Source organism: Humibacillus xanthopallidus (genome assembly GCF_006717145.1).
In the GTDB taxonomy this organism is placed as follows: Bacteria; Actinomycetota; Actinomycetes; order Actinomycetales; family Dermatophilaceae; genus Humibacillus; species Humibacillus xanthopallidus.
In genome coordinates, this window is sequence record NZ_VFQF01000002.1 from 988,686 (window position 1) to 1,015,671 (window position 26,986).

The 26,986-nt window shown below is 72.1% G+C and carries 31 protein-coding genes; 25 read left to right on the forward strand and 6 right to left on the reverse strand.

Translation table 11 applies throughout. The annotated features are described in order from the left end of the window. Positions 1 to 14 precede the first annotated feature (14 nt). The gene (locus FHX52_RS15265; protein WP_141823176.1) at positions 15 to 281 is read left to right on the forward strand and encodes a MoaD/ThiS family protein; all 267 of its coding nucleotides are present in this window, start codon (positions 15 to 17) and stop codon (positions 279 to 281) included. Positions 282 to 287: 6 nt separating this feature from the next. Beyond that, entirely contained in the window at positions 288 to 1,145 is an 858-nt protein-coding gene (locus FHX52_RS15270; protein ID WP_141823177.1) for a hypothetical protein, read from the forward strand. A gap of 380 nt (positions 1,146 to 1,525) precedes the next feature. On the opposite strand, the gene FHX52_RS15275 is transcribed toward FHX52_RS15270, so the two are convergent. Beyond that, the gene (locus FHX52_RS15275) at positions 1,526 to 1,897 is read right to left on the reverse strand and encodes a DsrE family protein (protein WP_141823178.1); all 372 of its coding nucleotides are present in this window, start codon (positions 1,895 to 1,897) and stop codon (positions 1,526 to 1,528) included. Positions 1,898 to 1,919: 22 nt separating this feature from the next. Between FHX52_RS15275 and FHX52_RS15280 the strand changes: the two genes are divergently transcribed. The 9 genes from FHX52_RS15280 to FHX52_RS15320 all read left to right on the forward strand — a co-directional run bounded on the left by FHX52_RS15280 (position 1,920) and on the right by FHX52_RS15320 (position 8,991). Then, positions 1,920 to 2,417, forward strand: coding sequence for a heme-binding beta-barrel domain-containing protein (locus tag FHX52_RS15280; protein WP_141823179.1), 498 nt, complete (start codon positions 1,920 to 1,922; stop codon positions 2,415 to 2,417). A gap of 74 nt (positions 2,418 to 2,491) precedes the next feature. Next, positions 2,492 to 3,565: a CAF17-like 4Fe-4S cluster assembly/insertion protein YgfZ gene (ygfZ, locus tag FHX52_RS15285; protein ID WP_425460113.1), complete on the forward strand. Its 1,074-nt coding sequence runs from the start codon at positions 2,492 to 2,494 to the stop codon at positions 3,563 to 3,565. A 114-nt stretch (positions 3,566 to 3,679) separates the two neighbouring features. Next, complete coding sequence (locus tag FHX52_RS15290; RefSeq protein ID WP_141823181.1) at positions 3,680 to 4,534, forward strand: beta-keto acid cleavage family enzyme; 855 nt, start codon at positions 3,680 to 3,682, stop codon at positions 4,532 to 4,534. A 389-nt stretch (positions 4,535 to 4,923) separates the two neighbouring features. Next, a complete protein-coding gene (locus FHX52_RS15295; RefSeq protein WP_141823182.1) occupies positions 4,924 to 5,406 on the forward strand; it encodes a helix-turn-helix domain-containing protein in 483 nt (160 codons plus the stop codon). A gap of 1 nt (position 5,407) precedes the next feature. After that, positions 5,408 to 6,466, forward strand: a complete 1,059-nt coding sequence (locus FHX52_RS15300) for a hypothetical protein (protein WP_185747307.1) — start codon at positions 5,408 to 5,410, stop codon at positions 6,464 to 6,466. A 177-nt stretch (positions 6,467 to 6,643) separates the two neighbouring features. Next, positions 6,644 to 7,642, forward strand: coding sequence for an asparaginase (locus FHX52_RS15305; protein ID WP_141823183.1), 999 nt, complete (start codon positions 6,644 to 6,646; stop codon positions 7,640 to 7,642). A gap of 7 nt (positions 7,643 to 7,649) precedes the next feature. Continuing rightward, positions 7,650 to 8,075 (forward strand): D-aminoacyl-tRNA deacylase, encoded by a 426-nt coding sequence (gene dtd / locus FHX52_RS15310; RefSeq protein WP_141823184.1) that lies wholly within the window; start codon positions 7,650 to 7,652, stop codon positions 8,073 to 8,075. Between the two features lie 40 nt (positions 8,076 to 8,115). Then, on the forward strand, positions 8,116 to 8,424 hold the full coding sequence (locus tag FHX52_RS15315) for a DUF2516 family protein (protein WP_141823185.1): 309 nt from the start codon (positions 8,116 to 8,118) through the stop codon (positions 8,422 to 8,424). Between the two features lie 69 nt (positions 8,425 to 8,493). Then, positions 8,494 to 8,991 carry a phosphomannose isomerase type II C-terminal cupin domain gene (locus FHX52_RS15320; protein ID WP_141823186.1) on the forward strand — a complete coding sequence of 166 codons (498 nt, stop codon included), beginning with the start codon at positions 8,494 to 8,496 and terminating at the stop codon, positions 8,989 to 8,991. A gap of 147 nt (positions 8,992 to 9,138) precedes the next feature. Here the strand turns inward: FHX52_RS15320 and FHX52_RS15325 are convergent, their stop codons facing one another. Then, complete coding sequence (locus FHX52_RS15325; protein WP_185747308.1) at positions 9,139 to 10,149, reverse strand: MEDS domain-containing protein; 1,011 nt, start codon at positions 10,147 to 10,149, stop codon at positions 9,139 to 9,141. A gap of 84 nt (positions 10,150 to 10,233) precedes the next feature. After that, entirely contained in the window at positions 10,234 to 11,052 is an 819-nt protein-coding gene (locus tag FHX52_RS15330) for a class I SAM-dependent methyltransferase (RefSeq protein WP_246070001.1), read from the reverse strand. Between the two features lie 154 nt (positions 11,053 to 11,206). Between FHX52_RS15330 and mshA the strand changes: the two genes are divergently transcribed. The 3 genes from mshA to FHX52_RS15345 are packed head-to-tail and all read left to right on the forward strand — an operon-like array spanning position 11,207 to position 13,801. After that, on the forward strand, positions 11,207 to 12,493 hold the full coding sequence (mshA, locus tag FHX52_RS15335; protein WP_246070025.1) for a D-inositol-3-phosphate glycosyltransferase: 1,287 nt from the start codon (positions 11,207 to 11,209) through the stop codon (positions 12,491 to 12,493). After that, positions 12,490 to 13,035 carry a YbjN domain-containing protein gene (locus FHX52_RS15340; RefSeq protein ID WP_141823189.1) on the forward strand — a complete coding sequence of 182 codons (546 nt, stop codon included), beginning with the start codon at positions 12,490 to 12,492 and terminating at the stop codon, positions 13,033 to 13,035. Before mshA ends, FHX52_RS15340 begins: the two co-directional genes overlap by 4 nt. A 22-nt stretch (positions 13,036 to 13,057) precedes the next feature. Then, positions 13,058 to 13,801: a phosphoglyceromutase gene (locus tag FHX52_RS15345; RefSeq protein ID WP_141823190.1), complete on the forward strand. Its 744-nt coding sequence runs from the start codon at positions 13,058 to 13,060 to the stop codon at positions 13,799 to 13,801. Positions 13,802 to 13,934: 133 nt separating this feature from the next. On the opposite strand, the gene phoU is transcribed toward FHX52_RS15345, so the two are convergent. Then, positions 13,935 to 14,648: a phosphate signaling complex protein PhoU gene (phoU, locus tag FHX52_RS15350; protein WP_141823191.1), complete on the reverse strand. Its 714-nt coding sequence runs from the start codon at positions 14,646 to 14,648 to the stop codon at positions 13,935 to 13,937. A gap of 154 nt (positions 14,649 to 14,802) precedes the next feature. On the opposite strand from phoU, the gene FHX52_RS15355 reads away from it, so the two are divergent. Together FHX52_RS15355 and FHX52_RS15360 are read left to right on the forward strand one after the other, a co-directional pair. Next, entirely contained in the window at positions 14,803 to 16,065 is a 1,263-nt protein-coding gene (locus tag FHX52_RS15355) for a sensor histidine kinase (protein ID WP_141823192.1), read from the forward strand. Further along, complete coding sequence (locus tag FHX52_RS15360; protein ID WP_141823193.1) at positions 16,062 to 16,745, forward strand: response regulator transcription factor; 684 nt, start codon at positions 16,062 to 16,064, stop codon at positions 16,743 to 16,745. The genes FHX52_RS15355 and FHX52_RS15360 overlap by 4 nt, the downstream gene beginning before the upstream one ends. A 304-nt stretch (positions 16,746 to 17,049) precedes the next feature. Here FHX52_RS15360 and FHX52_RS15365 read toward each other — a convergent pair whose 3' ends face one another. Continuing rightward, positions 17,050 to 17,580: a hypothetical protein gene (locus FHX52_RS15365; protein WP_141823194.1), complete on the reverse strand. Its 531-nt coding sequence runs from the start codon at positions 17,578 to 17,580 to the stop codon at positions 17,050 to 17,052. A 307-nt stretch (positions 17,581 to 17,887) separates the two neighbouring features. On the opposite strand from FHX52_RS15365, the gene FHX52_RS15370 reads away from it, so the two are divergent. The 6 genes from FHX52_RS15370 (at position 17,888) to FHX52_RS15395 (ending at position 22,490) form a co-directional block, all read left to right on the forward strand. Next, positions 17,888 to 18,370: a CarD family transcriptional regulator gene (locus FHX52_RS15370; protein ID WP_141823195.1), complete on the forward strand. Its 483-nt coding sequence runs from the start codon at positions 17,888 to 17,890 to the stop codon at positions 18,368 to 18,370. Positions 18,371 to 18,422: 52 nt separating this feature from the next. Beyond that, complete coding sequence (ispD, locus tag FHX52_RS15375; protein ID WP_342777967.1) at positions 18,423 to 19,097, forward strand: 2-C-methyl-D-erythritol 4-phosphate cytidylyltransferase; 675 nt, start codon at positions 18,423 to 18,425, stop codon at positions 19,095 to 19,097. Positions 19,098 to 19,195: 98 nt separating this feature from the next. Further along, positions 19,196 to 19,990, forward strand: a complete 795-nt coding sequence (locus FHX52_RS15380) for an SDR family oxidoreductase (RefSeq protein ID WP_141823196.1) — start codon at positions 19,196 to 19,198, stop codon at positions 19,988 to 19,990. Next, complete coding sequence (gene ispF, locus FHX52_RS15385) at positions 19,990 to 20,475, forward strand: 2-C-methyl-D-erythritol 2,4-cyclodiphosphate synthase (protein WP_141823197.1); 486 nt, start codon at positions 19,990 to 19,992, stop codon at positions 20,473 to 20,475. Before FHX52_RS15380 ends, ispF begins: the two co-directional genes overlap by 1 nt. Positions 20,476 to 20,745: 270 nt before the next feature. Further along, positions 20,746 to 21,828, forward strand: a complete 1,083-nt coding sequence (locus FHX52_RS15390) for an S-(hydroxymethyl)mycothiol dehydrogenase (protein ID WP_141823198.1) — start codon at positions 20,746 to 20,748, stop codon at positions 21,826 to 21,828. Continuing rightward, positions 21,825 to 22,490, forward strand: coding sequence for an MBL fold metallo-hydrolase (locus tag FHX52_RS15395; RefSeq protein ID WP_141823199.1), 666 nt, complete (start codon positions 21,825 to 21,827; stop codon positions 22,488 to 22,490). The genes FHX52_RS15390 and FHX52_RS15395 overlap by 4 nt, the downstream gene beginning before the upstream one ends. 179 nt (positions 22,491 to 22,669) lie before the next feature. Here the strand turns inward: FHX52_RS15395 and FHX52_RS15400 are convergent, their stop codons facing one another. Beyond that, entirely contained in the window at positions 22,670 to 23,434 is a 765-nt protein-coding gene (locus FHX52_RS15400) for a hypothetical protein (RefSeq protein ID WP_141823200.1), read from the reverse strand. Between the two features lie 71 nt (positions 23,435 to 23,505). On the opposite strand from FHX52_RS15400, the gene cysS reads away from it, so the two are divergent. The 3 genes from cysS to FHX52_RS15415 all read left to right on the forward strand — a co-directional run bounded on the left by cysS (position 23,506) and on the right by FHX52_RS15415 (position 26,983). Continuing rightward, a complete protein-coding gene (gene cysS, locus FHX52_RS15405) occupies positions 23,506 to 24,966 on the forward strand; it encodes a cysteine--tRNA ligase (protein WP_141823201.1) in 1,461 nt (486 codons plus the stop codon). Between the two features lie 2 nt (positions 24,967 to 24,968). Beyond that, on the forward strand, positions 24,969 to 25,934 hold the full coding sequence (gene rlmB, locus FHX52_RS15410) for a 23S rRNA (guanosine(2251)-2'-O)-methyltransferase RlmB (RefSeq protein ID WP_141823202.1): 966 nt from the start codon (positions 24,969 to 24,971) through the stop codon (positions 25,932 to 25,934). 176 nt (positions 25,935 to 26,110) lie between these two features. Continuing rightward, positions 26,111 to 26,983, forward strand: a complete 873-nt coding sequence (locus FHX52_RS15415) for a DUF929 family protein (RefSeq protein WP_185747309.1) — start codon at positions 26,111 to 26,113, stop codon at positions 26,981 to 26,983. Positions 26,984 to 26,986 lie beyond the last annotated feature (3 nt).

Below are 26,986 nucleotides of genomic sequence, written 5' to 3' on the forward strand. Positions count from 1 at the left end.
CCCCCGGGAGAGACATGACGGCCCCGCAGACGCAGGCCGCGGTGACGGTGCGCTACTGGGCTGCGGCCCGGGCCGCGACCGGCGTCGACGAGCAGACCCTCGAGCTCGCGGTGCCCACGACGGTGGGCGTCGTCGTCGACGCTGCGGTGGCCGCCCACCCGGCGCTCGCGCGCGTCGCGCGCGTCGCCACCTTCCTGCTCGACGGACGCTCCGTCGGGCGTGACGCGCCGGTCGCGCACGGGGTGAGCCTCGAGGTGTTGCCCCCCTTCGCCGGCGGGTGATGCACAATGGCGCCCGTGCCTGACGACGACGCCGCCACCGCCCCCGTGGGGGCGACCGGTCTGCCGCGCGCCCGGGCCGGTTCAGTCGGTTCAGTGCCGCCCTCCGCGGCTGTCGTCCGGTGGCTGGGGGTCGGGGTCACGCTCGTGGCCGCCGTCGCGCTCCTGCTCGCCGCGACGTGGGGGTATGCCGCGCTGCTCGGTGTGACCCTCGTGCTCGCCCTCCTCGTGGCGTGGGGATGGCCGCCGGTGGCCGAGTCGCGAACGCCCGACGCCACGTCGGTCGTGCTCGCGCTGTCGGCCGTCGCCATCGTGCTGAGCGCCCTGCGTGAGGACCTCGAGTGGCTGGCGGCCGGGGTCGCCTTCGGCATCCTGCTCTCCTTCTGCTCCCAGCTCATCCGGCCGCCGCAGCGCGAGGGGCTCGTGTTGACGTTGCTCGCGTCGTTCGGCGGACTCGTCGTCATCGCCTCGGGCACCTCTGCCGTCGTCGCGGCCTCCTCGTCCACCGGTGCTGCCGTGGCGGCGATCGGCGGTGCCGGGGTCGCCGCGGCACTGGTCGCCGACCTGGTCGCAGGGGTCGTCGCCCGGTCGGTGCACGACGAGCGGGCCGCCGGGGGAGTGCTCGCAGCGGTCGCCCTCGTGGCCGCTGTCGCGGGTGCCGTGCTCGTCGGAACCCGGTTCGACGAGGTCGGTGTGGGTGCGGCCGCCCTGGTCGGGGCCGTCGCAGGGCTCGTCTCGTGGGCACTGCGGCGCGTGCTCGTCCTCCAGCCGGCGATGTCGACCCTCCGGGGCCAGGTCGGCGCCTCGGTGGCGTCGGTGCTCGTCGTCGGAGCAGTCCTGCACACCGCAGCCACCCTCCTCAGCTGACCACGTCGAGTGGCCACTCCTGGTCGCCCCGACCAAGTCGAGTGGCCATTCCTGGTCGCCCCTACAGAGTCGAGTGGCCACTCCTGGTCGCCCCGACCAAGTCGAGTGGCCACTCCTGGTCGCCCCGACCAAGTCGAGTGGCCACTCCTGGTCGCCCCGACCAAGTCGAGTGGCCACTCCTGGTCGCCCTGACCGGGCCGAGTGGCCGCGTGGTCACATGTACAGCGGGACGACTGTGGTCCGTGAGATTCCTGTGGCCCGTGAGGTTGGGCGGCCACTCGAGGGTGCGTTGGGGCGGGTGGGGTTGCGTGGCCACTCGAGGAGAGGGGGTTGGCGCGGGTGAGGTTGCGTGGCCACTCGAGTGTGCTTTGGGGCGGGTGTCAGTAGACGAGGGCCTGAGCCCCCGGCGCCATGACCTCCTCGACGAAGGCGGCGGCGCCGCGGACCTGCGCTCCCTCCACGAGCTCGCCCTCGGTCAGCTCACGTCGCGCTGCACACTGCGAGCAGACGGTGACCCGGCCCTCCGCGAGGAGGGCGTCGCGCAGGTCGGCGAGGCGGGCGGCATACGGCAGCTCGAACTCCTCTGCGCGGCCCGGCACGGCGAGCCACGATGCCTCGCCGGTGAGCCAGAGCGACACCTCGACGCCGCTCGCGACCGCGGTCGCGGCGACGGTGAAGGCCTGCGAGAGCCGCTCGGGCGCCTCCACGCCGGAGGTCAGCTTGACGACGAGCGTGCGCGCGGGGGAGTCCATGCGCTCAGGCTACGATCGCCGCATGTTCAACCTCGACCAGGACATCCCCGAGCCGCTGCGTCCGCTGGCGTGGCTCATCGGTCGGTGGGAGGGCGCCGGCGTCGTCGGCTACCCGACCATCGAGGAGGCGAACTTCGGCCAGGAGATCGAGGTGACGCACGACGGGCGCGGCTTCCTCAAGTGGGAGAGCCGGGCCTGGATCCTCGACAAGGAGTCCGGCGAGCGGGTGCGCCCCGCGGCGGTCGAGTCCGGCTTCTGGCGCCCGCTCGAGGGCGGGGAGGTCGAGCTGCTCCTTGCCCACCCGACCGGCATCCTCGAGCTCTACTACGGCACGATGGAGCCGGCCAAGATCCAGCTGAAGACCGACGGCGTGCTCCGGGCACCCGGCGCCAAGGAGTACAACGCGGCGACCCGGATGTACGGCCTCGTCGAGTCGCAGCTCTTCTGGGTCATGGACATGGCCGCGGTCGGCCAGGATCTGCAGAGCCACGTCTCGGCGCGGCTCAAGCGCGTGGAGTGACCGCCGGGCCCGAGCGGCAGGGCCGTTGACGGAATGTCCTGCGTCCGTGCGATGGTTGCATGGTGGTGAGTGACGTGACGCAGGTTCCGACCGACGGTGAGCCCGACGCGCCCCAGGCGCCCCCCGCGGGAGCCGCGCCGCGCAGCCCGCTGCTGGACCGGCCGGGGGCCGTGGCCGGCGACGGGCTCGACGCGTCGGTGGCGCTGCACTACGGCGACCCGATGCGCGAGCAGCGGATGCTCGACGAGGGCCTCGGAGTCGTCGACCTCAGCAACCGCGAGGTCATCACTGTCTCGGGCGTCGACCGGCTCAGCTGGCTCAACTCCCTCACGACCCAGTTGCTGCTCGACCTGCCGCCCCGCGAGTCACGCGAGGCGCTCGTCCTCTCGCCCAAGGGCCACGTCGAGCACTCCCTCCACCTCGTCGACGACGGCGAGATGACGTGGATCACGACCGAGCCCGGTGCCGGCGCCGCCCTCGTGGCGTGGCTCGAGCGGATGAAGTTCATGCTCCGGGTCGAGGTCGCAGACGTCACCGCCGACTGGGCCGTGCTCGGCGAGCCCCACGCACGTGAGTCCGTCGCCGGCGAGCCGCTCGCGTGGCGCGACCCGTGGCCCGACCTCGTCGGCGACACGACCGCCTACGGCCCTGTCGAGGACCACCCCGGCAGCGTCCGGGCGTGGCGCGAGGTCATCATGCCGCGCGCGGATCTCGTTGCGGCAGTGGGTGATCGGCCGGTCGCGGGCCTCTGGGCCGCCGAGGCGCTGCGTGTCGCCGCCTGGCGACCTCGGCTCGGCCTCGAGACCGACCACCGCACGATCGTCCACGAGGTCGACTGGCTGCGCACCGCCGTGCACCTGCACAAGGGCTGCTACCGCGGGCAGGAGACGGTCGCGCGCGTGCACAACCTCGGGCGTCCGCCCCGCCGCCTCGTCTTCCTCCACGTCGACGGCTCGGGTCACGTCCTGCCGCCGCTCGGCGCCGAGGTGTATGCCGGTGAACGCGTCGTTGGCCACCTGACCTCCGTCGGCCGCCACCACACCGACGGCCCGATCGCGCTCGCGATCATCAAGCGCAACACCGACCCCGAGCTCGACCTGCTCGTGGGCGGCCTCAGCGCCGCGCAGACCGTCATCGTCGCTCCCTAGCCACCCAGCCCCACCACCGGCGCGCACGCGTGCGGCGCCGCCGCGGGGGTATGCCGTCCGGCCCGGTCCCGGGCCCGTCGCTCGCACCCCGCGGGCGGCTGGCAGGATGACGGCATGAGCACCGCACGCAGCGCCGCGAGCACGCTGATCACCGTCGCGCCGACCGGGGCTGAGACCGCCAAGGTCGACGTGCCGGCCCTCCCGACGACTCCGGAGGAGCTCGTCGAGACTGCCGTCGCGTGCGAGCGGGCCGGAGCCGCCCTCATCCACATCCACGTGCGCGACCGCGACCACCAGCCCACGCTCGACGCCGTGCTGCTCAAGGAGGCCGTCGACGGCGTGCGCGAGGCGACCGACCTCGTCGTCCAGCTCTCGACCGGCGGAGCCATCACCGACCCGCTCGAGCAGCGGCTCACGGTCCTCGACGCCGACCCCGACTCCTGCTCGCTGACCTGCGGCACGACGAACTTCGGCGACGGCGTCTTCCTGAACCCGTGGGGCTTCATGGTCGACCTCTACCGCCTGGCCCAGGAGCGCGAGGTCGTGCCGGAGTTCGAGCTCTTCGAGCTGGGTCACGTGCACGCCCTGCGCCGGCTCATCGACGAGTGCGGCCTGCCCTACGGCGGCAAGGTCCACGTCGACTTCGTCACCGGGGTGCCCGGCTCGATGCCCGGCACGCCACAGGCCCTGCTCGCCGGGGTCGCCATGCTGCCGCCCGAGGTGACGAGCTGGTCGGCCACGGGGATCGGTCGCGCGCACCTGCCGATCGCCGCCGCCGCGCTCGCCGCGGGCGGCCACCTGCGGGTCGGCATGGAGGACAACCTCGTCTTCGCCAAGAGGCAGCCGGTCGGGCACAACAGCGAGCTCGTGAGCCGGGCCGCGCAGCTCGCGACCCTCATGCAGCGGCCGCCGATGTCGACGACGGAGGCCCGCGCGGCGCTCGCGATCAAGGACCGCCGCACCCGCTGACAGCCGACCCAGCTCGACGGCTGCGCGGCGAACGCCGCTGACCCAGCCGGACGGCATACCGCGCGGGAGACGCGGCGGTCGCGGACGGCATACCTGCGGGGGGTGCTGCCGCGGGTGAGCCGGGTGCGCCACGGACAATCGAAAGAGCAGTTCGTCGCCACCGAGCGGCCCCGCACAGTCCCATGGACGGGCGACGAACTGCTCTTTCGACTGCCAGGGCCTGCAACCACGCCGACGGAGTGCTCTCTCGATTGAGGCAGGGGAGTGCCCGCAGGTGCCAAGCGCGACGGGCGTGAGGCGAGGTCAGAACCCGGGTATGCCGCCGGTGTGGGCGGTCTCACGCTGTCCACAGTTTGCATTTTGCTTGCTGTAGTTAGCACAATGGAGACATGAGCAAGCTGCCGCTACCGGACCTGGGGGCCTACTTGCGCGAACAGCGCGAGAGTGCCCAGCTGTCCTTGCGTCAGCTCGCCGAGATGGCCGGAGTCTCCAACCCCTACCTGTCGCAGATCGAGCGAGGCCTCAAGCGGCCGAGCGCCGAGATCCTGCAGCAGATCGCCAAGGGGCTGCAGGTCTCGGCCGAGTCGCTCTACGTCCGGGCCGGAATCCTCGACGAGCGGGTCGGCGACGACCCGGCCGCCGCCCCCGACGTCCTCTCCGCCATCGCCGCCGACGCCGCCCTCACGGAGCGTCAGCGCGGGGTGCTCGTCGAGATCTACCTGTCCTTCGTCGGCGACGTCGACGACGACCCCAACGCCCCCCGCACCCCCCACGCCCCCGGCCGGACGCCGCCAGCCCGCGCCCGCCGCCGCACCCCTCCGCCCAGCGCCCCCGCTGCCGCGGCCCAGAACCTCAACGAGAAGGAGAACTGAGATGGCTCTCAGCGACAAGATCACCAAGGCCGTCAAGGACGCCCAGAAGCAGGCCGAGGCCGCTGCTGTCGACGTGCGCGGCCAGCTCGACGAGATCGAGGGCAAGCTGCCCGAGGTCTCGGTCGACGCGACCCCGTTCTACGCCGTCGTCGGCGCCGCGAACATCGCTCTTGACACGGTCCGCGCTGCCGGCGTGCAGCTCGACCTCGCCCGCAAGCAGGCTCAGGAGATCGACCTGCGCAAGGGTGCCAAGAAGGAGGCGAACCAGCTCCAGAAGGACCTCGAGAAGCGCATTGCCGAGCTCCAGAAGAGCACCGCCGCCCTGCAGAAGATCGCGACCTCCTACGCCGACAAGTTCGTCGCCCAGGCGCAGGACCTGCCCGCGCAGGTGCTCAACCAGGGCCTCGTCATCGCGAGCAACGCGAAGGACCAGTACGACGCTGCCGCCGCGCGCGGTGAGAAGGTCGTCACCGACCTGCGCGCCCAGGGTGAGCGCGCCGCGTTCGACGCCTCCGAGCTGCGGCACGCCGCCGCCATCCGTGGACGTCGCGTCGTCAAGACGGCCGCCACCGAGGGCAGCAAGCTCGCCTCGAGCGTCGTCGACGTCGTCACCCAGGACGCCTCGAAGATCGGCGCCCAGGTGGAGAAGTCTGCCGAGGCCCTCGAGAAGGCCGCTGCCCCGGTGCCGGCCAAGCGCACGGCCGCCCACCAGCGCGCCATCCGCAAGACCGCTGCCCAGAAGGCCGCCGCGACGCGCAAGGCCAACGAGGTCGAGGCCACGACGACCCGCAAGGTCGCCGCCCGCAGCTCGGCCACGACCGACGACCCGCAGGCCACCGTGGCCCGCAAGGTCGCCCCGGCCAAGACCGCCGCCAAGAAGACCGCCAAGAAGGCGTCGACCACGACGAAGAAGACGGTCAAGAAGGCTGCGACGACGACGAAGGCCGCCGCCACCAAGACGGCTGCCGCGACCGCCGACACCGCCAAGACCGCGGCGGCCACGACGGCCGACACCGCGAAGACGGCCGCCGAGAACGTCACGGGCGTCACGACGAGCTGATCTCGCGCCGCCCGCCGGCACGAGCACGCACGCAGCAGGGCCGTCATCCTCCGGGGTGGCGGCCCTGCCGCGCGCCATGGCCCGCTCGTCACCCCGACCCCGAGGTATGCCGTCCGGCCGGCCCGCGCACCCGGGTGCCCGTCGGCGCGGACCCAGCCCTCCGGCATACTGCGGGGCGTGTCCCACCCACCGGCCTCGGCCTCTCCCGCCCTCACCGCAGCGCCCGTCGTGGCGCACGTCGTCAGAGGGGGATTCGTCGAGTCGGTGCACCACGGCACGGCGGTCGTGACCGCGCCCGACGGCAGCGTCGAGCTGGCCATCGGTGACCCTGAGGGCGCCGTCCTCCCGCGCTCGTCGAGCAAGCCGTTCCAGGCGCTCGCGATGGTGCGTCACGGCCTCGCGACCGACGGACGCCTGCTGTCGCTCGCCTGCTCGAGCCACTCGGGCGAGGACTTCCACCTCGAGGCCGTGCGCGAGATCCTCGAGGGCGCAGGGCTGTCGGAGACCGACCTGCAGAACACCCCCGACTACCCCTACGACGAGGCCGCGCGCACCGCGTGGATCACCTCGGGCAGCCCGAAGCAGTCGATCGCCCAGAACTGCTCGGGCAAGCACGCGTCGATGCTCGCCACGTGCGTCGTCAACGGCTGGGACCCCGCGACCTACCGCGACCCCGCCCACCCGCTCCAGGCCGCGATCATGGAGACCATCGCCGACGTCACTGGAGCGCAGCCCGGAGCCGTCGCGGTCGACGGGTGCGGGGCCCCGATCCACGCGATCCCCCTGACGGCGCTGTCCCGCGGGTTCGGGCGGCTCGCTGCCGCCATCGACGGCCCCGAGGCACGCATCACGCGTGCGATCCGCGCCTTCCCCGAGTACCTCGGCGGCACGACGCGCGACGTCACCGCCCTCGTGCGCGGCGTCGACGGCCTCGTCGCCAAGGACGGCGCCGAGGCGGTGTATGCCGTGGGGCTGGCCGACGGTCGCGGCGTGGCCGTCAAGATCGCCGACGGCTCCCCCCGGGCGCGGTCGGTCGTGCTCGCGGCCGTCCTGCGCAGGATCGGCCTCGAGGCCCCTGAGGTGCCTGCCACCGTCGACGCCTTCGCCGCGCTCGAGCACGCGCCGGTGCTCGGACACGGGCAGCCGGTCGGCTCCGTCGTCGCCGTGGGCGTCTGAGGCTGCCGTGCGCGCCGTCCTCCAGCGGGTGTCCCGCGCGAGCGTGAGCGTCGAGGGTGAGGTCGTCGGGGCCATCGACCGGCCCGGTCTGCTGGCGCTCGTCGGCGTCACGCACGACGACGGCCCCGAGCAGATCGAGCTGATGGCCCGCAAGATCGCCGAGCTGCGCATCCTGCGCGACGAGCTGAGCGTCACCGACGCCGCTGCTCCCGTGCTCGTCGTCAGCCAGTTCACGCTGCACGCCGACACCCGCAAGGGCCGGCGGCCGTCGTGGTCGGCCGCGGCCCCCGGTCCGGTCGCCGAGCCGGTCATCGCCGACCTCGTCGCGGCGCTGCAGGCTCGGGGGATCGAGGTCGAGCAGGGACGCTTCGGCGCGATGATGGAGGTCTCGCTCGTCAATGACGGCCCGGTCACCCTCGTCATCGACACCTGAGGCCTGCTGAAAGCGCGGATCCGCGGGTTACGCTGGTGCAATGGAACTGTTCCAGGGCTTCCAGACCATCGTGCTCTACGCCCTCGGCGCCGGCGCGCTGGCCTGTGAGGTCTTCGCGTTCGTCGACGCGCTGCGCAACCCCGAGGCCGCGTACCTCGCGGCGGGCAAGCGCACGCGCACCTTCTGGCTCGTGCTGCTCGGTGTCGCCATGGCCCTCGGCGTCGTCACCCTCGCCTCGCTCAACCTCTTCGCCCTCCTCGGCTTCGTCGCGGCCGCCGTCTACCTCGCCGACGTGCGCCCCGCGCTGCGGCAGGTGCGCGGGCGTGGCGGCCGCTCCAGCGGGTGGTGAGCCCGGCGTCGAGGCGCGCGCAGCGCCCCGCTTAGGGCACACTGGGCACTCACCAACCATGGGGGAGCCATGACAGACCAGCACCAGGGCGGCGCCGCCGTCCCGGCCATCGACCTGGACGCGCACGACCTGCACGACACCGTGGTCGACACCCACGACCACGACGACGAGCTCGCGCCTGCGCACAGCCCGTACGACTACGACCTCGGCGACCGCAACCCCACCGAGGACATCTTCGTCGCGGACCGCCCGTGGGGGCAGTTCCAGCAGTTCGTGTCCAACGAGCAGGTCACGGTCAAGATCATCACCGTGCACCCCGGCCACCGGCTCTCGCTGCAGAAGCACGACCACCGCGGTGAGATGTGGCAGGTCCTCGACGTGCCGATCGACATCACCGTCGACGACCGTGCCTGGGTCGCCCAGCCCGGCGAGACGATCTGGGTGCCCCGCGGTGCGACGCACCGCATGGGCAACTCGGGTGAGCGCCCGGGCCGGCTGCTCGAGGTCGCCTTCGGCCTCTTCGACGAGTCCGACATCGAGCGCCTCCAGGACGACTACGTGCGCTGAGCGCACCCCGGCCCCACGAGGGCCCCAGCCACCGCCGACGTATGCCGTCCCCGCCCTCGGGCGCGGACGGCATACGCGCGTCGTGGTGACGAGCTGGGGTGAGCGGTCGTGGGGCGCTGCGTCGTGACCGCGCGGGGCATGGCCCGCTCAGCCCTCGGACGCCGCGGCTGCAGGGGTCGCGCCGGCCTCGACGAGCTCGGCCCAGACGAGCTTGCCCGAGGGCAGCTCGGTCCAGCCCCACCGGCGCGAGAGGGCTTCGACGATGTCGACCCCGCGGCCGCCGAGGTCGTAGGAGCTGGGGGAGCGGCGCGCCAGCGGGTCGCGAGCGGCGTCCTCGACCCCGAGCCGCACGCCGTCCTGCTGGCGGTCGAGCACGGCCCGGAAGGGTGTCTCGGCGTGCCGCAGGGCGTTCGTGGCGAGCTCGGAGATGACGATCGCGGCGTCGCCGTCGAGGTCGTCCAGGCCCCAGGCCCGCAGCACGTCGACGACGAAGTGCCGCGCGGAGGGTACCGACTCGGCGACGGGCAGGTAGACCTGCGAGCACGCGTGGTAGCGGCCGACGGCGACGGGCCCGCCGGATGTGCCCGAGTCGGCGCCGACGCGGGTCGACTCGCCGACGGCGAGGTCGGTGTGCAGGTCGCAGACGCGCCGCACGTCGACTAGGCCGGATGCGGCGAAGTCAGGGGTCGGGTAGGCGCAGAGCAGCGAGAAGTCGTGGCGGCGGAGCAGGAAGCGCCACTGCAGCTCGATGTCGAGGGCGTTCTGGACGTCGTCGCCCAGCCAGAGCAGCGCGATGAGCTCGCTGAAGACCCGCACGTGCGACCCGTCGCTCGATGCCCGGGCGAGCAGGTCGGTCACCACGGCCCGGAAGCGTCGCGGGTCGAGCACGCCGTCCACGACGAACCGGCGCAGGGTCTCGTCGGCGTCGACCGCCAGATAGTGTCCCTGCGCCCGCTCCAGCTCCGGGTCCGCCCCGAGCTGGGCCGTCGCCGCCTCGATGCGGTGGCGGTGCGCGGGGCTCGCGATGACGAGGGCGTGCTCGGACTGTGCCCACCCGTGCGCGACGAACCGCGCCACGGCTTCGACCTCGTCGCTGTCCAAGGCGTGCCAGCTCACTCCCTCGCCGTGGCCCCACCGCGGCATGCCGGCGTGCGACATGCCGCCCATGTTACGCCGCCGTGGGTGCTGGAAGTGGTATGTGACCTTGGCTGCGTGGAAGGTCACGTGGCCCCGCGGAGCCCGTCACGTGGCGTCCCCGAGAGGGGCGACCGCGGCCCAGTCGACCGTCACCTCGCCGAGCCTCCAGCGCGCTGGGCCGCCCTGCAGAGGCCAGGTGTCACGCAGCTGCTCGACCGCCGCGAGGAAGCGCTGCCGCGCACCCCACGAGGAGCTCGCGGCGCTGCGCTCCCACGCCCGGTCGAGGTCGCTGAGGAAGGCGTGCACCGGCTCGCCCGGCACGTTCCGGTGGATGAGCGCCTTCGGCAGGCGCTCGGCGGCGTCGGAGGGCCGCTGGAGGCCGCCGAGCCGGAGCGACAGGGTGAGGCTGACCGGTCCGTCCTTCTCGACGGTGACCCAGGCGGCCCGGCGCCCGATCTCGTCGCACGTGCCGTCGACGAGGATGCCGGCCGGAGCCAGCCGCTCCTGCACCCGCGCCCATGCCGCCGCGACGTCGCCCTCGGCATACTGGCGCAGCACGTTGAAGGCGCGCACGACCGTCGGGCGCGCCCCGTCGTCGAGGGGCACCTCGAAGCCGCCACGACGGAAGGTCAGGCCCTCGCGCTCGAGCGGGGCCGCGTCGCGCACCCGCGCGGGGTCGATCTCGATGCCGACGACCTGCACGTCCGGGCGTAGCCGACGCAGCCGGTCGTGCAGCTCCACGGCGGTGACCGGCGACGCCCCGTAGCCGAGGTCGACGACGACGGGGGGAGTCGGGCTCCGTCGCAGGCGCCACCCCTGCGGCCCGGCGATCCAGCGGTCGCAGCGGCGCAGCCGGTTGGGCGCCGTCGTGCCACGCGTGACCGTGCCGACGGGTGCGCCCACGGGTCGGTCACGGCTCGCCACGCTCGAAGCCTAGAGGCACCGGGCCGGATCGCCCCGCTCGTTCCCACGCGGCCGTTGCCGCGGAATACATCGAATCAGCCGTGTGGTTGAGTTCGAGAGGACACTCCGGTCCGGCGGAAGGCGAGGTATGCAGGGCGATCCGAGGCGCGTGGCGATGATCAGCGTGCACACGTCGCCGCTCGAGCAGCCCGGCACGGGCGACGCGGGCGGGCTCAACGTCTACGTCGCCGAGACCGCCACCCAGCTCGCCGCCCGCGGCATCGAGGTCGACATCTTCACCCGTCGCACGACCGGTGAGACGCCCATCGAGGCCGACCTCGTGCCCGGTGTGCGGGTGCGCCACGTGACGGCCGGCCCTTATGAAGGGCTGTCCAAGGAGGACCTGCCGGGCCAGCTGTGCGCCTTCTCCGCTGGCATCATGCAGGCGGGCCTCTCGGTCCCCGAGGACCACTACGACCTCGTCCACTCGCACTACTGGCTCTCGGGGCAGGTCGGCTGGCTCGCGGCCGACCGGTGGCGCGTCGCGCTCGTCCACACGATGCACACGATGGCCCGCGTCAAGAACCTCCACCTCGCCGACGGCGACACCCCCGAGCCGCGCGGCCGCGAGATCGGCGAGGTCCAGGTCGTCGAGGCCGCCGACCGGCTCATCGCCAACACCGACGGCGAGGCGCGCGAGCTCATCGAGCTGTATGCCGCCCTGCCGTCCAAGGTCTCCGTCGTGCCCCCGGGCGTCGACCTCGACACCTTCACCCCTGGCGACCGCGGGGCCGCGCGAGCCGCACTCGGGCTGCCCGTAGAGGGCGACGTGCTCCTCTTCGTCGGCCGGATCCAGCCGCTCAAGGCTCCCGACATGCTGCTGCGCGTCGCTGCAGAGCTGCTCCAGCGCGACCCCGCCCGCCGAGACCGCCTCACCGTTGCCGTCGTCGGCGGCCCGAGCGGGAGCGGCCTGACCCGGCCGCACGAGCTCGAGGAGCTCGCCGCCTCGCTCGGCATCAGCGACGTCGTGCGCTTCGTGCGTCCGGTCGAGCGGGCCGTGCTCGCCCAGTGGTACCGCGCCGCCGACCTCGTGCTCGTGCCGAGCCACTCCGAGTCGTTCGGCCTCGTCGCCATCGAGGCCCAGGCGTGCGGCACCCCCGTCGTCGCGGCTGACGTCGGCGGTCTGCCGACGGCGGTCGGCGACGCCGGTGTGCTCGTCGACGGACACCGGGTCGGCCCGTGGACCGACGCCGTCGAGGCGCTGCTTCGCGACCGGCCGCGACGACTGGAGCTGGGCCGGCGGGCGGTCGAGCACGCGGCCCGCTACGGCTGGGCCGCGACGACCGACCGCCTCGTCGAGGTCTACCGCCAGGCGATCCTCGGGCGGCAGACCTCGGGCAACGACTCGCCGATCGACGAGGGGCGCGCGCTCGTGGGCGTGCCGACGGCGGTCATCCCGTGACCGCTGACGAGACTCCGGCTCCGGAGGACGCGGCCGGCGGCCGCGCGCCGGCCGCCGAAGCCCGCCTCACGGCATACCTCGGCTCGGTGGGGCTGGAGTGGGAGCTCGGCGGGCGCCCGGGGGAGTACGTCGTGACGCTGCCGGGGGAGAAGAAGCTGAAGACCGTCGTGTCGCTGCTCGTGCGCGACCGCACGACGAGCCTCAGCGCCTTCGTCATCCGCAACCCCGACGAGAACCACGAGGCGTTCTACCGCTCGCTGCTGCGCCGGAACCTGCGGCTGCAGGGGGTCGCCTACGCGATCGACACCGACGGCGACGTCTACCTGCGCGGCGAGCTGCCGACGACGGCGCTCGACGAGGAGCACCTCGACCAGCTGCTCGGTGTCGTGCTGACGGCGAGCGACGGGGCCTTCAACGAGCTGCTCGCCCTCGGCTTCCTCGGGTCGATGAAGAAGGAGTGGTCCTGGCGGGTGTCGCGCGGGGAGTCGACGCGCAACCTCGACGCCTTCCGCCACCTGCTGGAGGACACCTCGCAGGGGTGATTCTCCTCGCTAGGCTGGCCGCATGACCTACACGCTCGTCCTCGTCCGTCACGGCGAAAGCGACTGGAACGCCAAGAACCTCTTCACCGGCTGGGTCGACGTCGACCTCACCGACAAGGGCCGCGCCGAGGGTGTCGCGGCGGGCCGGCAGCTCAAGGAGGCAGGCATCCTGCCCGACATCGTGCACACGTCGCTGCTGCGCCGTGCGATCACGACGGCCAACCTCTCGCTCGACGCCGCCGACCGGCACTGGATCCCCGTCAAGCGTGACTGGCGCCTAAACGAGCGGCACTACGGCGCGCTGCAGGGCAAGGACAAGAAGCAGACCCTCGAGCAGTTCGGCGAGGAGCAGTTCATGCTCTGGCGCCGTTCCTACGACGTGCCTCCGCCGCCGATCAACGAGGGCGACGAGTTCTCGCAGGCGGGCGACCCGCGCTACGCCGGTCTCGGCGACGCGATGCCGGCGACCGAGTGCCTCAAGGACGTCGTCGCGCGCCTCATGCCCTACTGGCAGAACGAGATCCAGAACGACCTCGCCGACGGGCTCACCGTCATGGTCGCCGCCCACGGCAACTCGCTGCGCGCGCTCGTCAAGACGCTCGACGGCATCTCCGACGAGGACATCGCCGGGCTCAACATCCCGACGGGCATGCCGCTCGTCTACGAGCTGAACGACGACTTCACGCCGGTGACCCGCGGGGGCCGCTACCTCGACCCCGAGGCCGCGCGCGCCGCCGCGGAGGCCGTCGCCAACCAGGGCCGCTGACTTCGTCGCCCCCCCACCAGTCGAAAGGCCACTTCTGGTCGCCTGACCCACGTCGAAAGGCCACATCTGGTCGCCTGACCCACGTCGAAAGGCCACTCCTCGTCACGAGGAGTGGCCTTTCGAAGGTCAGGCGTCAGGGGGTGGTTGCGCCGTTCTCGAGGGCCGCGACCTCCTGGGCGTCCTCCTCCTCCTCGTGGTCGACCACCTGGTCGTACTCACCGGTGACGAGGTAGATGACGCGCCGCGCCACCGACACGGCGTGGTCGGCGAAGCGCTCGTAGTAGCGCCCGACGAGCGTCAGGTCGAGGATCGAGCTGCGCGGCCACGACGTGTCCTCGTCGAGCAGGGCGGCGAAGAGCTGGCGGTGCAGCTCGTCCATCTGGTCGTCGTCCTTCTCGAGCGCGATCGCGGCGGCGACGTCCTTGCTCGCGATGATCGAGCCGCACTTGGCGACGATCGCCTCGGCGACCTGGCCCATCTGGAGGATGTGCGAGCGCAGCTCGGGCGGCACGGCGGAGTCCGGCGTGCGCAGCCGCGCGACCTTGGCGACGTGGCGCGCGAGGTCGCCCATCCGCTCGAGGTCCGAGCTCATGTGCATCGCCGTGACGACGATGCGCAGGTCGGTGGCGACCGGCTGCTGGCGGGCCAGCAGGTCGATGGAGAGCTCGTCGAGCTCGATTCGGATGTCGTCGAGCTTGCGGTCGGCCTCGATGACCGACTCGGCGAGGTGGACGTCGGCGTCGAGCAGAGCCGTGGTGGCGCGGGAGATGGCGGAGCCCGCGAGCCTCGTCAGCTCGACGAGCTGGTCCGAGATCGTGTCGAGGTCCTCGTGGAACTGGTCGCGCATGGTCTTCCTGTCGGTTTGCCGGGCTGCGTCGTGCAGAGAGTCGCAGCCCTGCGTTAATGATCGGGGGCGCTCAGGTGAACACTCGGTATGCCGTGTGCGCGCTCGGCGCCCACGTGGTCGGGGCGTGCACGTGGTGATGCGTACCCTGATTCTCGTGGATGCGACGACGGCGGCAACCCTCGGTGTCATCGCCGGCCTCGCCCTGGGGGGCGTGGCGCTCTTCGCCGTGCGCCTGTCCGACCGCTCCGCCGACCGCTCCGCCGCCGTCGTGGTGCCGCCCCAGCCCGTGCCGCCGGGGGTGGCCGACGTCATCGCAGTGCTCCGCTCGAGCGGAATCGTCGTCGACTCGTCCGACCGCGTCGTCAACAACTCTCCGGCCGCGGTCGCCCACGGGCTCGTCCGCGACCACGAGCTCGTGCACCCGGAGCTGCTCCACCTCGCCCGGGCGGTGCGCCGTGACGGGGTGATCCGCGAGGCCGAGCTCGGCCTGCGCAAGGGCATCGGCCCGGGACGGCTCGTCGTTGCTGCCCGGGTCGCCCCTCTCGGGGCTGACCACGTGCTCCTGCTCGTCGAGGACCGCTCCAAGGCCGCGCGCGTCGAGGAGATCCGGCGCGACTTCCTCGCCAACGTGAGCCACGAGCTGAAGACGCCTGTCGGCGGCATCGCCCTGCTGGCCGAGGCGATCCTCGACGCCCACGACGATCCCGAGGTCGTGGCCCGCTTCGCCAAGCGCATCAGCGTCGAGTCCGACCGGCTCACCCGGCTGGTCAAGGAGATCGTCGAGCTGTCGCGCCTCCAGGGGGCCGACGTCGTGCGTGAGCCTGCGCTCATCGACGTGGGTGCCTGCGCGCGCGACGCCCTCGACCACAGCCGGCTGATGGCCGAGGAGAACGACATCGACCTCGCTGTCGCGTGCGAGGACGGCTGCCTCGTGTGGGGCGACGCCCAGCTCGTGACGACGGCCATCGCCAACCTCATCGGCAACGCCATCGCCTACAGCGACGACGGCACCCGCGTCGCAGTGTCGGTGCGCCACGGCAACGACGGCCTGGTCGAGGTCGCCGTGACCGACCAGGGCCTCGGCATCGCCCCGGAGGAGCAGGAGCGCATCTTCGAGCGCTTCTACCGCGTCGACACCGCGCGCTCGCGCGCCACCGGCGGCACCGGACTCGGCCTCGCCATCGTCAAGCACGTCGTCGACAACCACGGCGGCACGGTGTCGGTGTGGTCGCAGCCCGGGCGCGGCTCGACCTTCACGATCCGTCTCCCCGCCGCCAGCGCCTCCACTGCACGACCGTCTGCGTCCACGTCGGACGGCATGTCCCTCCCCGCCGACGCGTCCACCCCGGTGTCCCCAGAGTCCCCGGTGTCCCCGGTGTCCGCAGGTGTCCCCACCAGCCCGAAAGGCCACTCTTGAGCCGCATTCTCATCGTCGAGGACGAGGTCTCGTTCTCCGATCCCTTGTCCTACGTCCTGCGCAAGGAGGGCTACGACGTCGCCGTCGCCGAGACCGGCCCCGACGGACTGGCCGAGTTCGACAAGAACGGCGCCGACCTCGTCCTCCTCGACCTCATGCTTCCCGGCCTCTCGGGCGTCGACGTATGCCGTGCGCTGCGCCAGCGCTCCACCGTCCCTGTCATCATGCTGACCGCAAAGGACAGCGAGATCGACAAGGTGGTGGGCCTCGAGATCGGTGCCGACGACTACGTCACGAAGCCATACTCGAGCCGTGAGCTGCTCGCCCGTGTCAAGGCCGTCCTGCGGCGTCTGGCCGAGCCGGAGGAGCTGCTGCCGGCGACCCTCGAAGCCGGGCCGGTGCGCATGGACGTCGAGCGCCACACCGTGAGCGTGTCGGGTCGGCCGACCTCCCTGCCGCTCAAGGAGTTCGAGCTGCTCGAGATGCTGCTCCGCAACTCGGGCCGCGTGCTGACCCGCATGCAGCTCATCGACCGGGTGTGGGGCAGCGACTACGTCGGTGACACCAAGACCCTCGACGTGCACGTCAAGCGCCTGCGCGCCAAGATCGAGCCCGACCCCACCAACCCGGTGCACATCGTCACCGTGCGCGGCCTGGGCTACAAGTTCGAGGCCAGCTGACCAGCGAGTCAGCCCCCGTCGCACAATCGAGAGAGCACTTCGTCGGCCGACGAAGTGCTCTCTCGATTGTGCGGGCTCGCGTGGGCTCGCTGTGCGGGCTCGCGTGGGCTCGCTGTCCGGGATTGTGGGGGCTCGTCGCGCGGGGCGAGCGCGACCACGGACGCGTCCACGCCAGCCGGAAATCCCCAATCGAAAGAGCACTTCGTCGGGCAGTCCACGCGCGCGGCGAGGCGACGAAGTGCTCTTTCGATTGGCTGCGGGTGGGGCCCGCCTACTCGAGGCGGCGGGGTGCTCTCTCGATCGGTCAGCTCGAGGTGGGAGTTGGCGTCACCGTGGCGTAGTAGTCGACCGCGGGGAGCACCGGCACCGAGACGATCGTCGTGCCGCCCGTGCTCGACGTGAGGCTGACCGGCACGAGCGTGCCGGGCTTGGACGTCACACCGGTGAGCTGGAGGCCCTTCGTGGCGAGGTCGACCTGCTCGCGCGGGCCGAGCTGGACCTCCGACCCTCCCGGCGTGGGGGCCTGCGGGTCGGCCGTCGCGCTCGGCTGCGCCGCGATCTGCACGGTCATGGCCTCGGTGCCCTTGTTGGTCGCGTTGCCGGAGATGACGACCGGCCCGGTGCCGTCACCGATGAGCACGAGGTCGCGAACGGCCAGCTGGCCGACGTTCGCGGCCACGCCGTCTGCGGGCTGGTAGGGCACGTCGGTCTGGACGGGGTTGTTGACCTGGCAGCCGGCGGTCACCCCCACGACCACGAGGCCGGCGCCGGCGGCGAGGGCGCGACGGACGAACGGGCGGTGCGCGGGAGCCGCAGCAGGGAGTCGACGCTTCACGGGCGACAGCCTACCGGCGCGGTGCCCGCGCGCGTGCCCCACCCGCCGCACGGGGTCAAGTCCGGTCGCGGCCGCGACCGCGCCGGCCTCCCGGCATCGGTCCGACGCCCGCCCGGCCCGGCGCCAGAGGCGCCTCCACGGCCCGGCCTGGCCCCTGACGATGCATGCGATCCGAGGTCTGTCAAGACTTCAATTCGGGCCCAAGTGGGCGGCACTATGGCCCTGACCTGCGGTGATGCCGAATCCTGAGATCGCACTGTCAGCCGGTTCGTGATAATCTGGAGGTCGCGAAAGGGGAAAACAGCAGATGGTTTTCAAGGTCGGCGAGACGGTCGTGTACCCCCACCACGGGGCTGCACTCATCGAAGAGATCAAGACACGAACGATCAAGGGAGAGGACAAGCTCTACCTCAAGCTCAAGGTCGCTCAGGGTGACCTGACGATCGAAGTCCCCGCCGAGAACTGCGACCTCGTGGGTGTCCGCGACGTCGTCGGCAAGGAAGGCCTCGACCGCGTGTTCGAGGTGCTCCGCACGCCGCACACCGAGGAGCCGACCAACTGGTCGCGTCGCTACAAGGCGAACCTCGAGAAGCTCGCGTCCGGTGACGTCATCAAGGTCGCCGAGGTCGTCCGCGACCTGTGGCGTCGTGACCAGGACCGCGGCCTGTCGGCGGGCGAGAAGCGCATGCTCGCCAAGGCGCGTCAGATCCTCGTCTCCGAGCTCGCGCTCGCGGAGAAGACCGACGAGGAGAAGGCCGAGACGATCCTCGACGAGGTCCTCGCTTCCTGATTCGGACAGCGCACTGAACACCACGACCGGAGCCGGTCGCGTCGGCGTCATCATCGTCGCGGCCGGCTCCGGTTCGCGTCTGGGGCACCCGCTGCCCAAGGCGTTCGTGCCCCTCGCGGGGGTGCCCATCCTCGGGCACGCCCTGCGGGGGGTGCTGTCGTCTCCGGGAGTCTCCGAGGTGGTCGTCGTCGCCCCTGCCGCGCACCGCGGTGAGGCGCAGGACGTCGCCGCCGCGGTATGCCGTGAGGTCGGCTCCGTCGCCGACGTGACCGTCGTCGTGGGCGGGGCCGAGCGTGGTGACTCCGTCTCGGCCGGTCTCGCAAGCCTGTCTCCGGAGGTCGAGATCGTGCTCGTCCACGACGCGGCGCGGTGCCTCACGCCGGTGGCGGTCTTCGAGCGTGTCGTCGCGGCGGTGGCGGCGGGGGCCGTCGCGGTGGTGCCCGGCACGGCGGTGGTCGACACCGTCAAGCAGGTCGACGAGCAGGGCCTCGTCGTGGCGACGCCGGAGCGGTCCTCGCTCCGAGCCGTGCAGACACCGCAGGGCTTCCGGCGCGATGTGCTCGAGAGGGCCCACGCCGTCTCCAGTGCGGCCACCGACGACGCCGGCCTCGTCGAGCGGCTCGGCGAGCGCGTGCTCGTCGTCGAGGGCGACGCACGGGCCTTCAAGGTGACGACGCCCGACGACCTCGAGACAGCGGTCCGCCTCCTCCGCACGCCTGGCACCTGACCCCGCCCAACCCTCCCCCCCAAACCTTGGGTCGCTGTATTGACGCGGGCCCTGGGCCGCGCAGGTACATCGAACCGGCAGCGCCTATCCTCGGCGGGGTGACGAACGAGCACCCGAGCCCGACCCGACCCATCGCCCTCATCACCGGCGGCGGCACCGGCATCGGCGCCGCCATCGCGAAGCGACTCGCACGCGACGGCTTCGAGGTCGTCGTCGCAGGCCGGCGCCGCGAGAAGCTCGAGTCTGTCGTCGCCGCGATCGAGGCCGACGGCGGAGCTGCGCGGGCCGTTGTCATGGACGTCACGGACCCTGAGTCCGTCGCGGCCGGAGCGGCATCACTCGGCCGCTGCGACGTGCTCGTCAACAACGCCGGCGGAGCCCTCGGAGTGACCAGGGTCGAGGACGGCGACCCGCAGGAGTGGGAGCAGATGTACGCGACGAACGTCGTCGGCACCCTCCGGGTCGTCCAGGGCGTGCTGCCGATGCTGCGCCGGTCGGCCCGCGCGACCATCGTCGACATCAGCTCCATCGCAGGTGAGCGCGTCTACGAGGGCGGCGCGGGCTACGTCGCCGCGAAGCACGGCACTTCGGTCGTCTCCGAGACGCTGCGGCTCGAGCTCAACGGCGAGAACATCCGGGTCGTCGACATCCGCCCCGGCATGGTGCGCACTGAGGAGTTCTCGCTGACCCGGCTGCACGGCGACCAGGCCGCGGCCGACAAGGTCTACGACGGCGTCGACCGGCCCCTCGTCGCCGATGACGTCGCCGAGTGCGTCGGCTTCGTCGTCGGGCTGCCGCAGCACGTCAACATCGACACGATGGTCATCAAACCCGTCGCCCAGGCCGCGCCGCACAAGATCCACCGCGGACCGATCGACTGGAAGGACGACTGATGGCCCAGCTCCCGCGCGTCGGGGTCGGCGTCGACGTCCACGCGTATGCCGCCGAAGGCTCGTCTCGTGAGCTCTGGGTCGCAGGCCTGCACTGGCCGGGGGAGCGGGGTCTCGAGGGGCATTCGGACGCCGACGTCGCGGCCCACGCCGCCTGCGACGCGGTCTTCTCCGCGGCCGGCATCGGCGACCTCGGTGCGCATTTCGGCAGCGCCCGGCCCGAGCTCGCTGGCGCCTCCGGCGTGACCCTGCTCGCCGAGGCCGCCCGCCTCGTGCGCGGGGCCGGCTACGAGATCGGCAACATCGCCGTCCAGGTCGTCGGCAACAGGCCCAAGATCGGCACCCGGCGGGCGGAGGCCGAGGCGGCCCTTACTGCAGCGGCCGGAGCGCGGGTCTCGGTCAGCGGCACGACGACCGACGGACTCGGCCTCACCGGTCGGGGCGAGGGCGTCGCAGCCATCGCCACGGCGCTCGTCGTTCCCCGCTGACCCCCACCACCCCCTCGAGTGGCCGCTCCGTCACGCTGGCCCCACAGGCAGCCGGGGCGCGTGGGACGGCGCGGCCACTCGACTGTGACGACGGGGCCACTCGACTGTGACGACCGGGCCACTCGACTGTGACGACGGGGCCACTCGACTGTGACGACGGGGCCACTCGACTGGGAACTCGCGGGGGTGGCGGTAGCGCGGCGACGTCGGCGTTGAGGCAGGATCGACTCCGAGTCCGGGACCCAGCCCGTCGCACCACGAGGAGTAGTCATGCCGCAGACCGTCAAGGGTGTCATCAGTCGCAGCAAGGGGGCCGACGTCGAGGTCGTCGACATCGTCGTGCCGGACCCCGGCCCCGGCGAGGCGGTCGTCAGGATCGAGACCTGCGGGGTGTGCCACACCGACCTGCACTACCGCGAGGGTGGCATCAACGACGACTACCCCTTCCTGCTCGGTCACGAGGCGGCCGGCCGCGTCGAGGCGGTCGGCGACGGGGTCACCGACGTCGCCCCGGGCGACTTCGTCATCCTCAACTGGCGCGCCGTGTGCGGCCAGTGCCGCGCCTGCGCCAAGGGCAAGCCGCAGTACTGCTTCAACACCCACAACGCCACGCAGAAGATGACCCTGACCGACGGCACCGAGCTGTCGCCGGCGCTCGGCATCGGTGCCTTCATCGAGAAGACGCTCGTCGCGGCCGGCCAGTGCACGAAGGTCCCCGAGGCCGACGCCGCGGCCGTGGGCCTGCTCGGCTGTGGCGTCATGGCGGGCTTCGGCGCCGCCGTCAACACCGGCGGCGTCGGCCGCGGTGACTCGATCGCCGTCATCGGCTGCGGCGGTGTCGGCAACGCCGCGATCGCCGGCGCCAGGGTGGCCGGCGCGACGACGATCATCGCGGTCGACGTCAGCGACGCGAAGCTCGAGCAGGCGAAGCACTTCGGCGCCACGCACACGGTCAACAGCAGCACCACCGACCCGGTCGAGGCGATCCGCAGCCTCACCGGCGGCAACGGCGCCGACGTCGTCGTCGAGGCCGTCGGCCGCCCGGAGACCTACGAGCAGGCGTTCTATGCTCGCGACCTCGCCGGCACGGTCGTCCTCGTCGGTGTGCCGACCCCGGACAAGAAGGTCACGCTGCCGATGATCGACATCTTCGGCCGCGGTGGCGCGCTCAAGTCGAGCTGGTACGGCGACTGCCTCCCGAGCCGCGACTTCCCGATGCTCGTCGACCTCTACAAGCAGGGCCGCTTCGACCTCGACGCCTTCGTCACCGAGCGGATCGGCCTCGGCGACGTCGAGGCGGCCTTCGACAAGATGCAGACCGGCAACGTGCTGCGGTCGGTGGTCGTGCTGTGACGACGGCCGACCAGATCACCCCGTCGCCCGGAGGCGTCCGCGTCGACCACACGACGACCGAGGGCACCTTCAGCCTCGACGGCGGCACGTGGGACGTCGAGAACAACGTCTGGGTCGTCGGCGACGACACCCAGTGCGTCGTCGTCGACGCCCCGCACGACGCGGCTCCGATCCTCGAGCTCGTAGGTGAGCGCCGCCTGACGCACGTGCTGCTGACGCACGCCCACGACGACCACGTCACCGTGGTCGCCGAGCTGCTCGAGGCCCACCCGGAGGCCGGGGTGGCCCTCCACCCCGCCGACCGAGTGCTCTGGGAGCAGACCCACCCGGACCTCGAGCCGACGCAGGACCTCGCCGACGGCGACGTCGTGCAGGTCGGCGACGTCGAGCTGTTCGTGCTGCACACCCCGGGTCACTCGCCGGGCGCGGTGTGCTTCCACGCCCGCGACCTCGGCGTCGTCTTCACCGGCGACACGCTCTTCCAGGGCGGCCCGGGCGCGACGGGGAGGTCGTTCTCGGACTTCCCGACCATCATCGAGTCCATCCGCGGCGCGTTGCTCACCCTCCCCGACGAGACGGTCGTGCTCACCGGGCACGGCCGCTCGACGTCGGTCGGCGCCGAGAAGCCCGACGTCGAGGAGTGGATCCGTCGGGGCCACTGAGCGCCCGACCCGCCCCGGGGCCTGCTCGACACCCCGCCGACGACAAGCCCGCGGGGGTATGCCGTTCGGCGGGCTGACGGCATACGCTGGCCTCTCGGTCACCCGCGGTGACCCCACGATCGTCAGGGCCTGCTCCCTCGGGGGGAGCGGGCCCTGACCCGTGTGACGAGCGCGCGCCGTCAGGACCGCGGGTGGTGCGTCCGTTCTGCGGTCTGCAGGAGGCTGATCTTCTGCCAGATCTTGCGGCTCATGCCCGTCGTGAGGTTCTCGATCTCGCTCACCGTGTCGAGCACGAGCGCGTCGGTCGACTCCTCGGCGCACAGGGCCGCCGCCTTCGACGTGAGCGACAGCAGCTCGGAGCAGTAGTCGAGGTAGAGGGCGTAGTCGCGCACCGACATCGTGCGTGGGCTGATGACGTCGTCGCCGGCGACCGCCCCCATGACCATGTCGGGCAGCAGGGCGGCGGGGTCCTTGCTCATCTGGTGCATGTCGATGATGTGCGCCATCGACCGGAGCCGGTGCAGGCGCCGGATGAGGTCGTTGCGCACGACGCGGTCGGCAAGCGACAGCAGGAACCAGATCGCGATGCCGGCGAAGACGAGGTCGTTGATGAGGCTCTCGACGAGCGGCAGCCACTCGAAGGACTCGAGGGAGCGCGCGTTGGCGATGGCGTCGCGCGCGGCGAAGGCGGTCGCGACGAGGACGACGGCGAGCACGACGACGATGAGCACCCGCGACGTCCAGACGATGGCAGCCCGCTGGGCCGGGGCGTGCCGACGGCGCTCGAGCAGACCGTCGACGAGCGTGCCGCACTCCTTGACGGCGGTGCGCAGGCCCGGGTGGCGTGGCAGGTAGGTGTCGATGCGCTCGCCGAGGTAGGTGAGCACGGCGCGCACCTCGGTGCCGTCGAGCCGGTCGTAGCTCGTGAGCCGCGGTTGGGCCATGGACCGAGGGTAGGGACCCGCCCCCTCGCTCGTGGTCGGGTGGCGAGGGACGCGCCGATAGACTTCGGCGGGTGAGCCTACGACTGTTCGACACCGCAACCCGGGAGCTGCGCGACTTCACGCCGCGCCAGGCGGGCAAGGTCGGCATGTACATCTGTGGGCTGACGACACAGGGCGCCCCCCACATCGGTCACATCCGCTTCGCCGTCGCCTTCGACGTGCTGCGCCGGTGGCTCGAGGCCGGACACGGCTACGACGTCACCCTCGTGCGCAACGTCACCGACATCGACGACAAGGTGCTGCGCAAGGCGGCCGAGGCCGGCGAGGACTGGTTCGCGCTGACCTACCGCAACGAACGGCTGACGGGCGAGGCGCTCGACGCGCTCGGCGTCGTCCCCGCCACCTACGAGCCGCGCGCCACGGGCCACGTGCCCGACATGGTCTCGCTCATGGAGACGCTCATCGAGAAGGGGCACGCGTATGCCGCCCCCGACGGCAGCGGTGACGTGTACTTCGACGTGCGCTCGTGGCCGGAGTACGGCTCGCTGACGGGCCAGTCAATCGACGACATGGCGAGCGCCGACGACGCCGACCCGCGCGGCAAGCGCGACCCGCGCGACTTCGCCCTGTGGAAGGGGCACAAGGCAGACGAGCCCGAGAGCGCGTCGTGGCCGACTCCCTTCGGCCCGGGCCGGCCCGGCTGGCACCTCGAGTGCTCCGCGATGGCCCGGCGCTGGCTCGGCGACGAGTTCGACATCCACGGCGGCGGCATCGACCTGCGCTTCCCGCACCACGAGAACGAGCTGGCGCAGTCGCGCGCGGCCGGTCTCGGCTTCGCCCGCTACTGGCTCCACAACGCCTGGGTGACGGTGCGAGGGCAGAAGATGGGCAAGTCGCTCGGCAACTCCCTCGAGGTGCGTCACCTCCTCGAGACGACGCGGCCGCTCGTGCTGCGCTACTACCTGACCGCGGCGCACTACCGCTCGATGATCGAGTACCACCCCGGATCCCTCGAGGAGGCCGGTGCGGCCGTCGAGCGCATCGAGGGCTTCCTCGAGCGCGCGGCACGCCGAGCCCCGGGCCACGAGATCGCCCCTGCCACAGAGCTGCCCGCCGACTTCGTCGAGTCGATGGACGACGACCTCGGCGTCAGCGGGGCGCTGGCGGTCGTGCACGAGACGGTGCGCGCCGGCAACACCGCCCTCGACGAGGACGACGACGAGGCGGCGCTCGCGGCGGCATCCTCCGTCGTCGCGATGACAGAGATCCTGGGCGTCAACCCGCTTGCAGCGCACTGGGGCTCGGGTGACGGACGCGGTGACGCCGCGGCCGAGGCAGCCCTCGAGACCCTCGTCCGGGTGCAGCTCGACGCGCGCCAGACCGCCCGCCAGGAGCGCGACTTCGAGCGCGCCGACGCGATCCGCGACGCGCTGACCGCGGCCGGCATCGCCATCACCGACACCCCGTCCGGCGCCCAGTGGTCGCTCTCGCGACCGGCCGCCGACTCGGTCACCACAGAGAAGAAGGTCTGAACATGCCCGGCAACTCCCAGCGGCGCGGAGCCGTGCGCAAGGGCGGCAAGAAGCCCACCGTCGGCTCCGGCGGCCAGCGTCGACGTGGTCTCGAGGGCAAGGGCCCGACGCCCAAGGCGTCCGAGCGCGAGTACCACCCGGCCCACAAGCGTGCCGTGGCCAGCTCCCGCCGTGGGGGCAGCGGTGGCTCGGGCGGCTCGGGTGGCTCGCGACCGCAGCGCCGCGCCAAGGGCACGAGCGAGATGGTCTACGGCCGCAACTCGGTCGTCGAGGCCCTGCGCGCCGACATCCCCGTGTCGACGATGTATCTCGCCAGCCGCATCGACACCGACGACCGGGTCCGTGAGGCCCTAAAGCTCGCCACGGAGCGCGGGCTCGCCATCCTCGAGACGCCCCGCGGCGAGCTCGACCGGCTCACCGACGGCGGCGTGCACCAGGGCCTGGCGCTGCAGGTGCCGCCCTACGACTACGCCGAGCCGGCCGACCTCATCGACCCCGAGATGCCCGGCATCCCGCTCGTCGTCGCTCTCGACGGCATCACCGACCCGCGCAACCTCGGTGCGATCATCCGGTCGGTCGCGGCCTTCGGCGGGCACGGCGTCGTCGTGCCCGAGCGGCGGTCGGTCGGCATGACCGCCTCGGCCTGGAAGACCTCGGCCGGGGCTGCCGCGCGGATCCCCGTGGCCAAGGCGGGCAACCTCACCCGGGCCCTCGAGGAGTTCAAGAAGGCCGGCTTCTTCGTGCTCGGCCTCGACATGGACGGTGACGTCGAGCTGCCCGACCTGTCGCTGGCCGCCGAGCCCCTCGTCATCGTCACCGGCTCCGAGGGCAAGGGTCTGTCGCGCCTCGTGCGAGAGACCTGCGACCAGATCGTCTCGATCCCGATGAGCTCGGCCGTCGAGTCGCTCAACGCGGGCCTGGCGACGGGTGTCACCCTCTACGAGATCAGCCGCCAGCGCCGCCGCTGAGCCGTGCTGGGACCCGCAGGCGAGCCCTCCGAGGCCCTCACCCGGCAGGTGGTGCGCCGGCCCGGGAACTCTGCGGGGTGGGCCAAACGCTGGCTGAGTGACCTCTGTAGAGTGGTGCCCGCCGCCACTACGTGCGGTAGTAGTGCGAGACGCTCCCGATGAGAAGGACGGATGACGTGGCGAAGAGCAGTCGGGCCGAGGCTGCGGCCAAGGCCGCGAAGATGCGCGAGGAGGCGGCTCGCAAGGACCGCCAGCGACGGCAGGTCATCGCGGCAGTCATCGCGGTCGTCGTCGTCATCGGCGCCGTCGTGATCGGGGTGGCGGTCTCGGGCCGACCGGCCTCGACCCCAGCCGCCGGCGGCTCGACGGGCTCCAACGCCAGCGCGGATGCCGCCCTCGCCAAGCTCGTCGCCCTCCCGCAGGCCACGCTCGACGCCTCGGCCGCCCCCAACACCAACCAGGCGCCGACGAAGCTCCAGGGCGGCACGGCCCTGACCAAGGACGGCAAGCCCAAGGTCCTCTACGTCGGTGCGGAGTACTGCCCGTTCTGCGCCATGGAGCGCTGGCCGCTCATCGCCGCCCTGTCGAAGTTCGGCACGTTCAGCGGGCTCAAGCCGACGACGAGCGCCACCGACGACGTGCATCCCGACACCCCGACGTGGACCTTTGCCAACTCGACGTACACGAGCGACGTCCTCTCCTTCGAGGCCGTCGAGACCGCCGACCGCCAGAAGAACGCCCTGCAGCCGCTCGAGGGTGAGAACGCCCAGATCTTCCAGAAGTTCAACCCCGGCGGGGGTATCCCGTGGATCACCTACGGCGGCACCTACGCGACCGACGGTGCCACGGTCGATGCCAACGTGCTCGACGGCAAGACCTACGACCAGATCATCGCCGGCATCGAGGACCCGACCTCCGACATCGGCAAGACGGTCAACCCGGCCGTCAACATGATCTCCGCCCAGCTCTGCGAGATGACCGGCGGCAAGCCGGCCAACGTCTGCACGAGCCAGGCCGTCATGTCGGCCTCCGTGCTCATCAAGCGGTGACGC

Bases quoted from the DNA above. Each gene is read 5' to 3' on its own strand.
- FHX52_RS15265 (WP_141823176.1), top strand. From the start codon at position 15: ATGACGGCCCCGCAGACGCAGGCCGCGGTGACGGTGCGCTACTGGGCT.
- FHX52_RS15270 (WP_141823177.1), top strand. From the start codon at position 288: ATGGCGCCCGTGCCTGACGACGACGCCGCCACCGCCCCCGTGGGGGCG.
- FHX52_RS15275 (WP_141823178.1), bottom strand. From the start codon at position 1,897: ATGGACTCCCCCGCGCGCACGCTCGTCGTCAAGCTGACCTCCGGCGTG.
- FHX52_RS15280 (WP_141823179.1), top strand. From the start codon at position 1,920: ATGTTCAACCTCGACCAGGACATCCCCGAGCCGCTGCGTCCGCTGGCG.
- FHX52_RS15290 (WP_141823181.1), top strand. From the start codon at position 3,680: ATGAGCACCGCACGCAGCGCCGCGAGCACGCTGATCACCGTCGCGCCG.
- FHX52_RS15295 (WP_141823182.1), top strand. From the start codon at position 4,924: ATGAGCAAGCTGCCGCTACCGGACCTGGGGGCCTACTTGCGCGAACAG.
- FHX52_RS15300 (WP_185747307.1), top strand. From the start codon at position 5,408: ATGGCTCTCAGCGACAAGATCACCAAGGCCGTCAAGGACGCCCAGAAG.
- FHX52_RS15315 (WP_141823185.1), top strand. From the start codon at position 8,116: ATGGAACTGTTCCAGGGCTTCCAGACCATCGTGCTCTACGCCCTCGGC.
- FHX52_RS15320 (WP_141823186.1), top strand. From the start codon at position 8,494: ATGACAGACCAGCACCAGGGCGGCGCCGCCGTCCCGGCCATCGACCTG.
- FHX52_RS15325 (WP_185747308.1), bottom strand. From the start codon at position 10,149: ATGTCGCACGCCGGCATGCCGCGGTGGGGCCACGGCGAGGGAGTGAGC.
- mshA (WP_246070025.1), top strand. From the start codon at position 11,207: ATGATCAGCGTGCACACGTCGCCGCTCGAGCAGCCCGGCACGGGCGAC.
- FHX52_RS15345 (WP_141823190.1), top strand. From the start codon at position 13,058: ATGACCTACACGCTCGTCCTCGTCCGTCACGGCGAAAGCGACTGGAAC.
- phoU (WP_141823191.1), bottom strand. From the start codon at position 14,648: ATGCGCGACCAGTTCCACGAGGACCTCGACACGATCTCGGACCAGCTC.
- FHX52_RS15370 (WP_141823195.1), top strand. From the start codon at position 17,888: ATGGTTTTCAAGGTCGGCGAGACGGTCGTGTACCCCCACCACGGGGCT.
- ispF (WP_141823197.1), top strand. From the start codon at position 19,990: ATGGCCCAGCTCCCGCGCGTCGGGGTCGGCGTCGACGTCCACGCGTAT.
- FHX52_RS15390 (WP_141823198.1), top strand. From the start codon at position 20,746: ATGCCGCAGACCGTCAAGGGTGTCATCAGTCGCAGCAAGGGGGCCGAC.
- FHX52_RS15400 (WP_141823200.1), bottom strand. From the start codon at position 23,434: ATGGCCCAACCGCGGCTCACGAGCTACGACCGGCTCGACGGCACCGAG.
- rlmB (WP_141823202.1), top strand. From the start codon at position 24,969: ATGCCCGGCAACTCCCAGCGGCGCGGAGCCGTGCGCAAGGGCGGCAAG.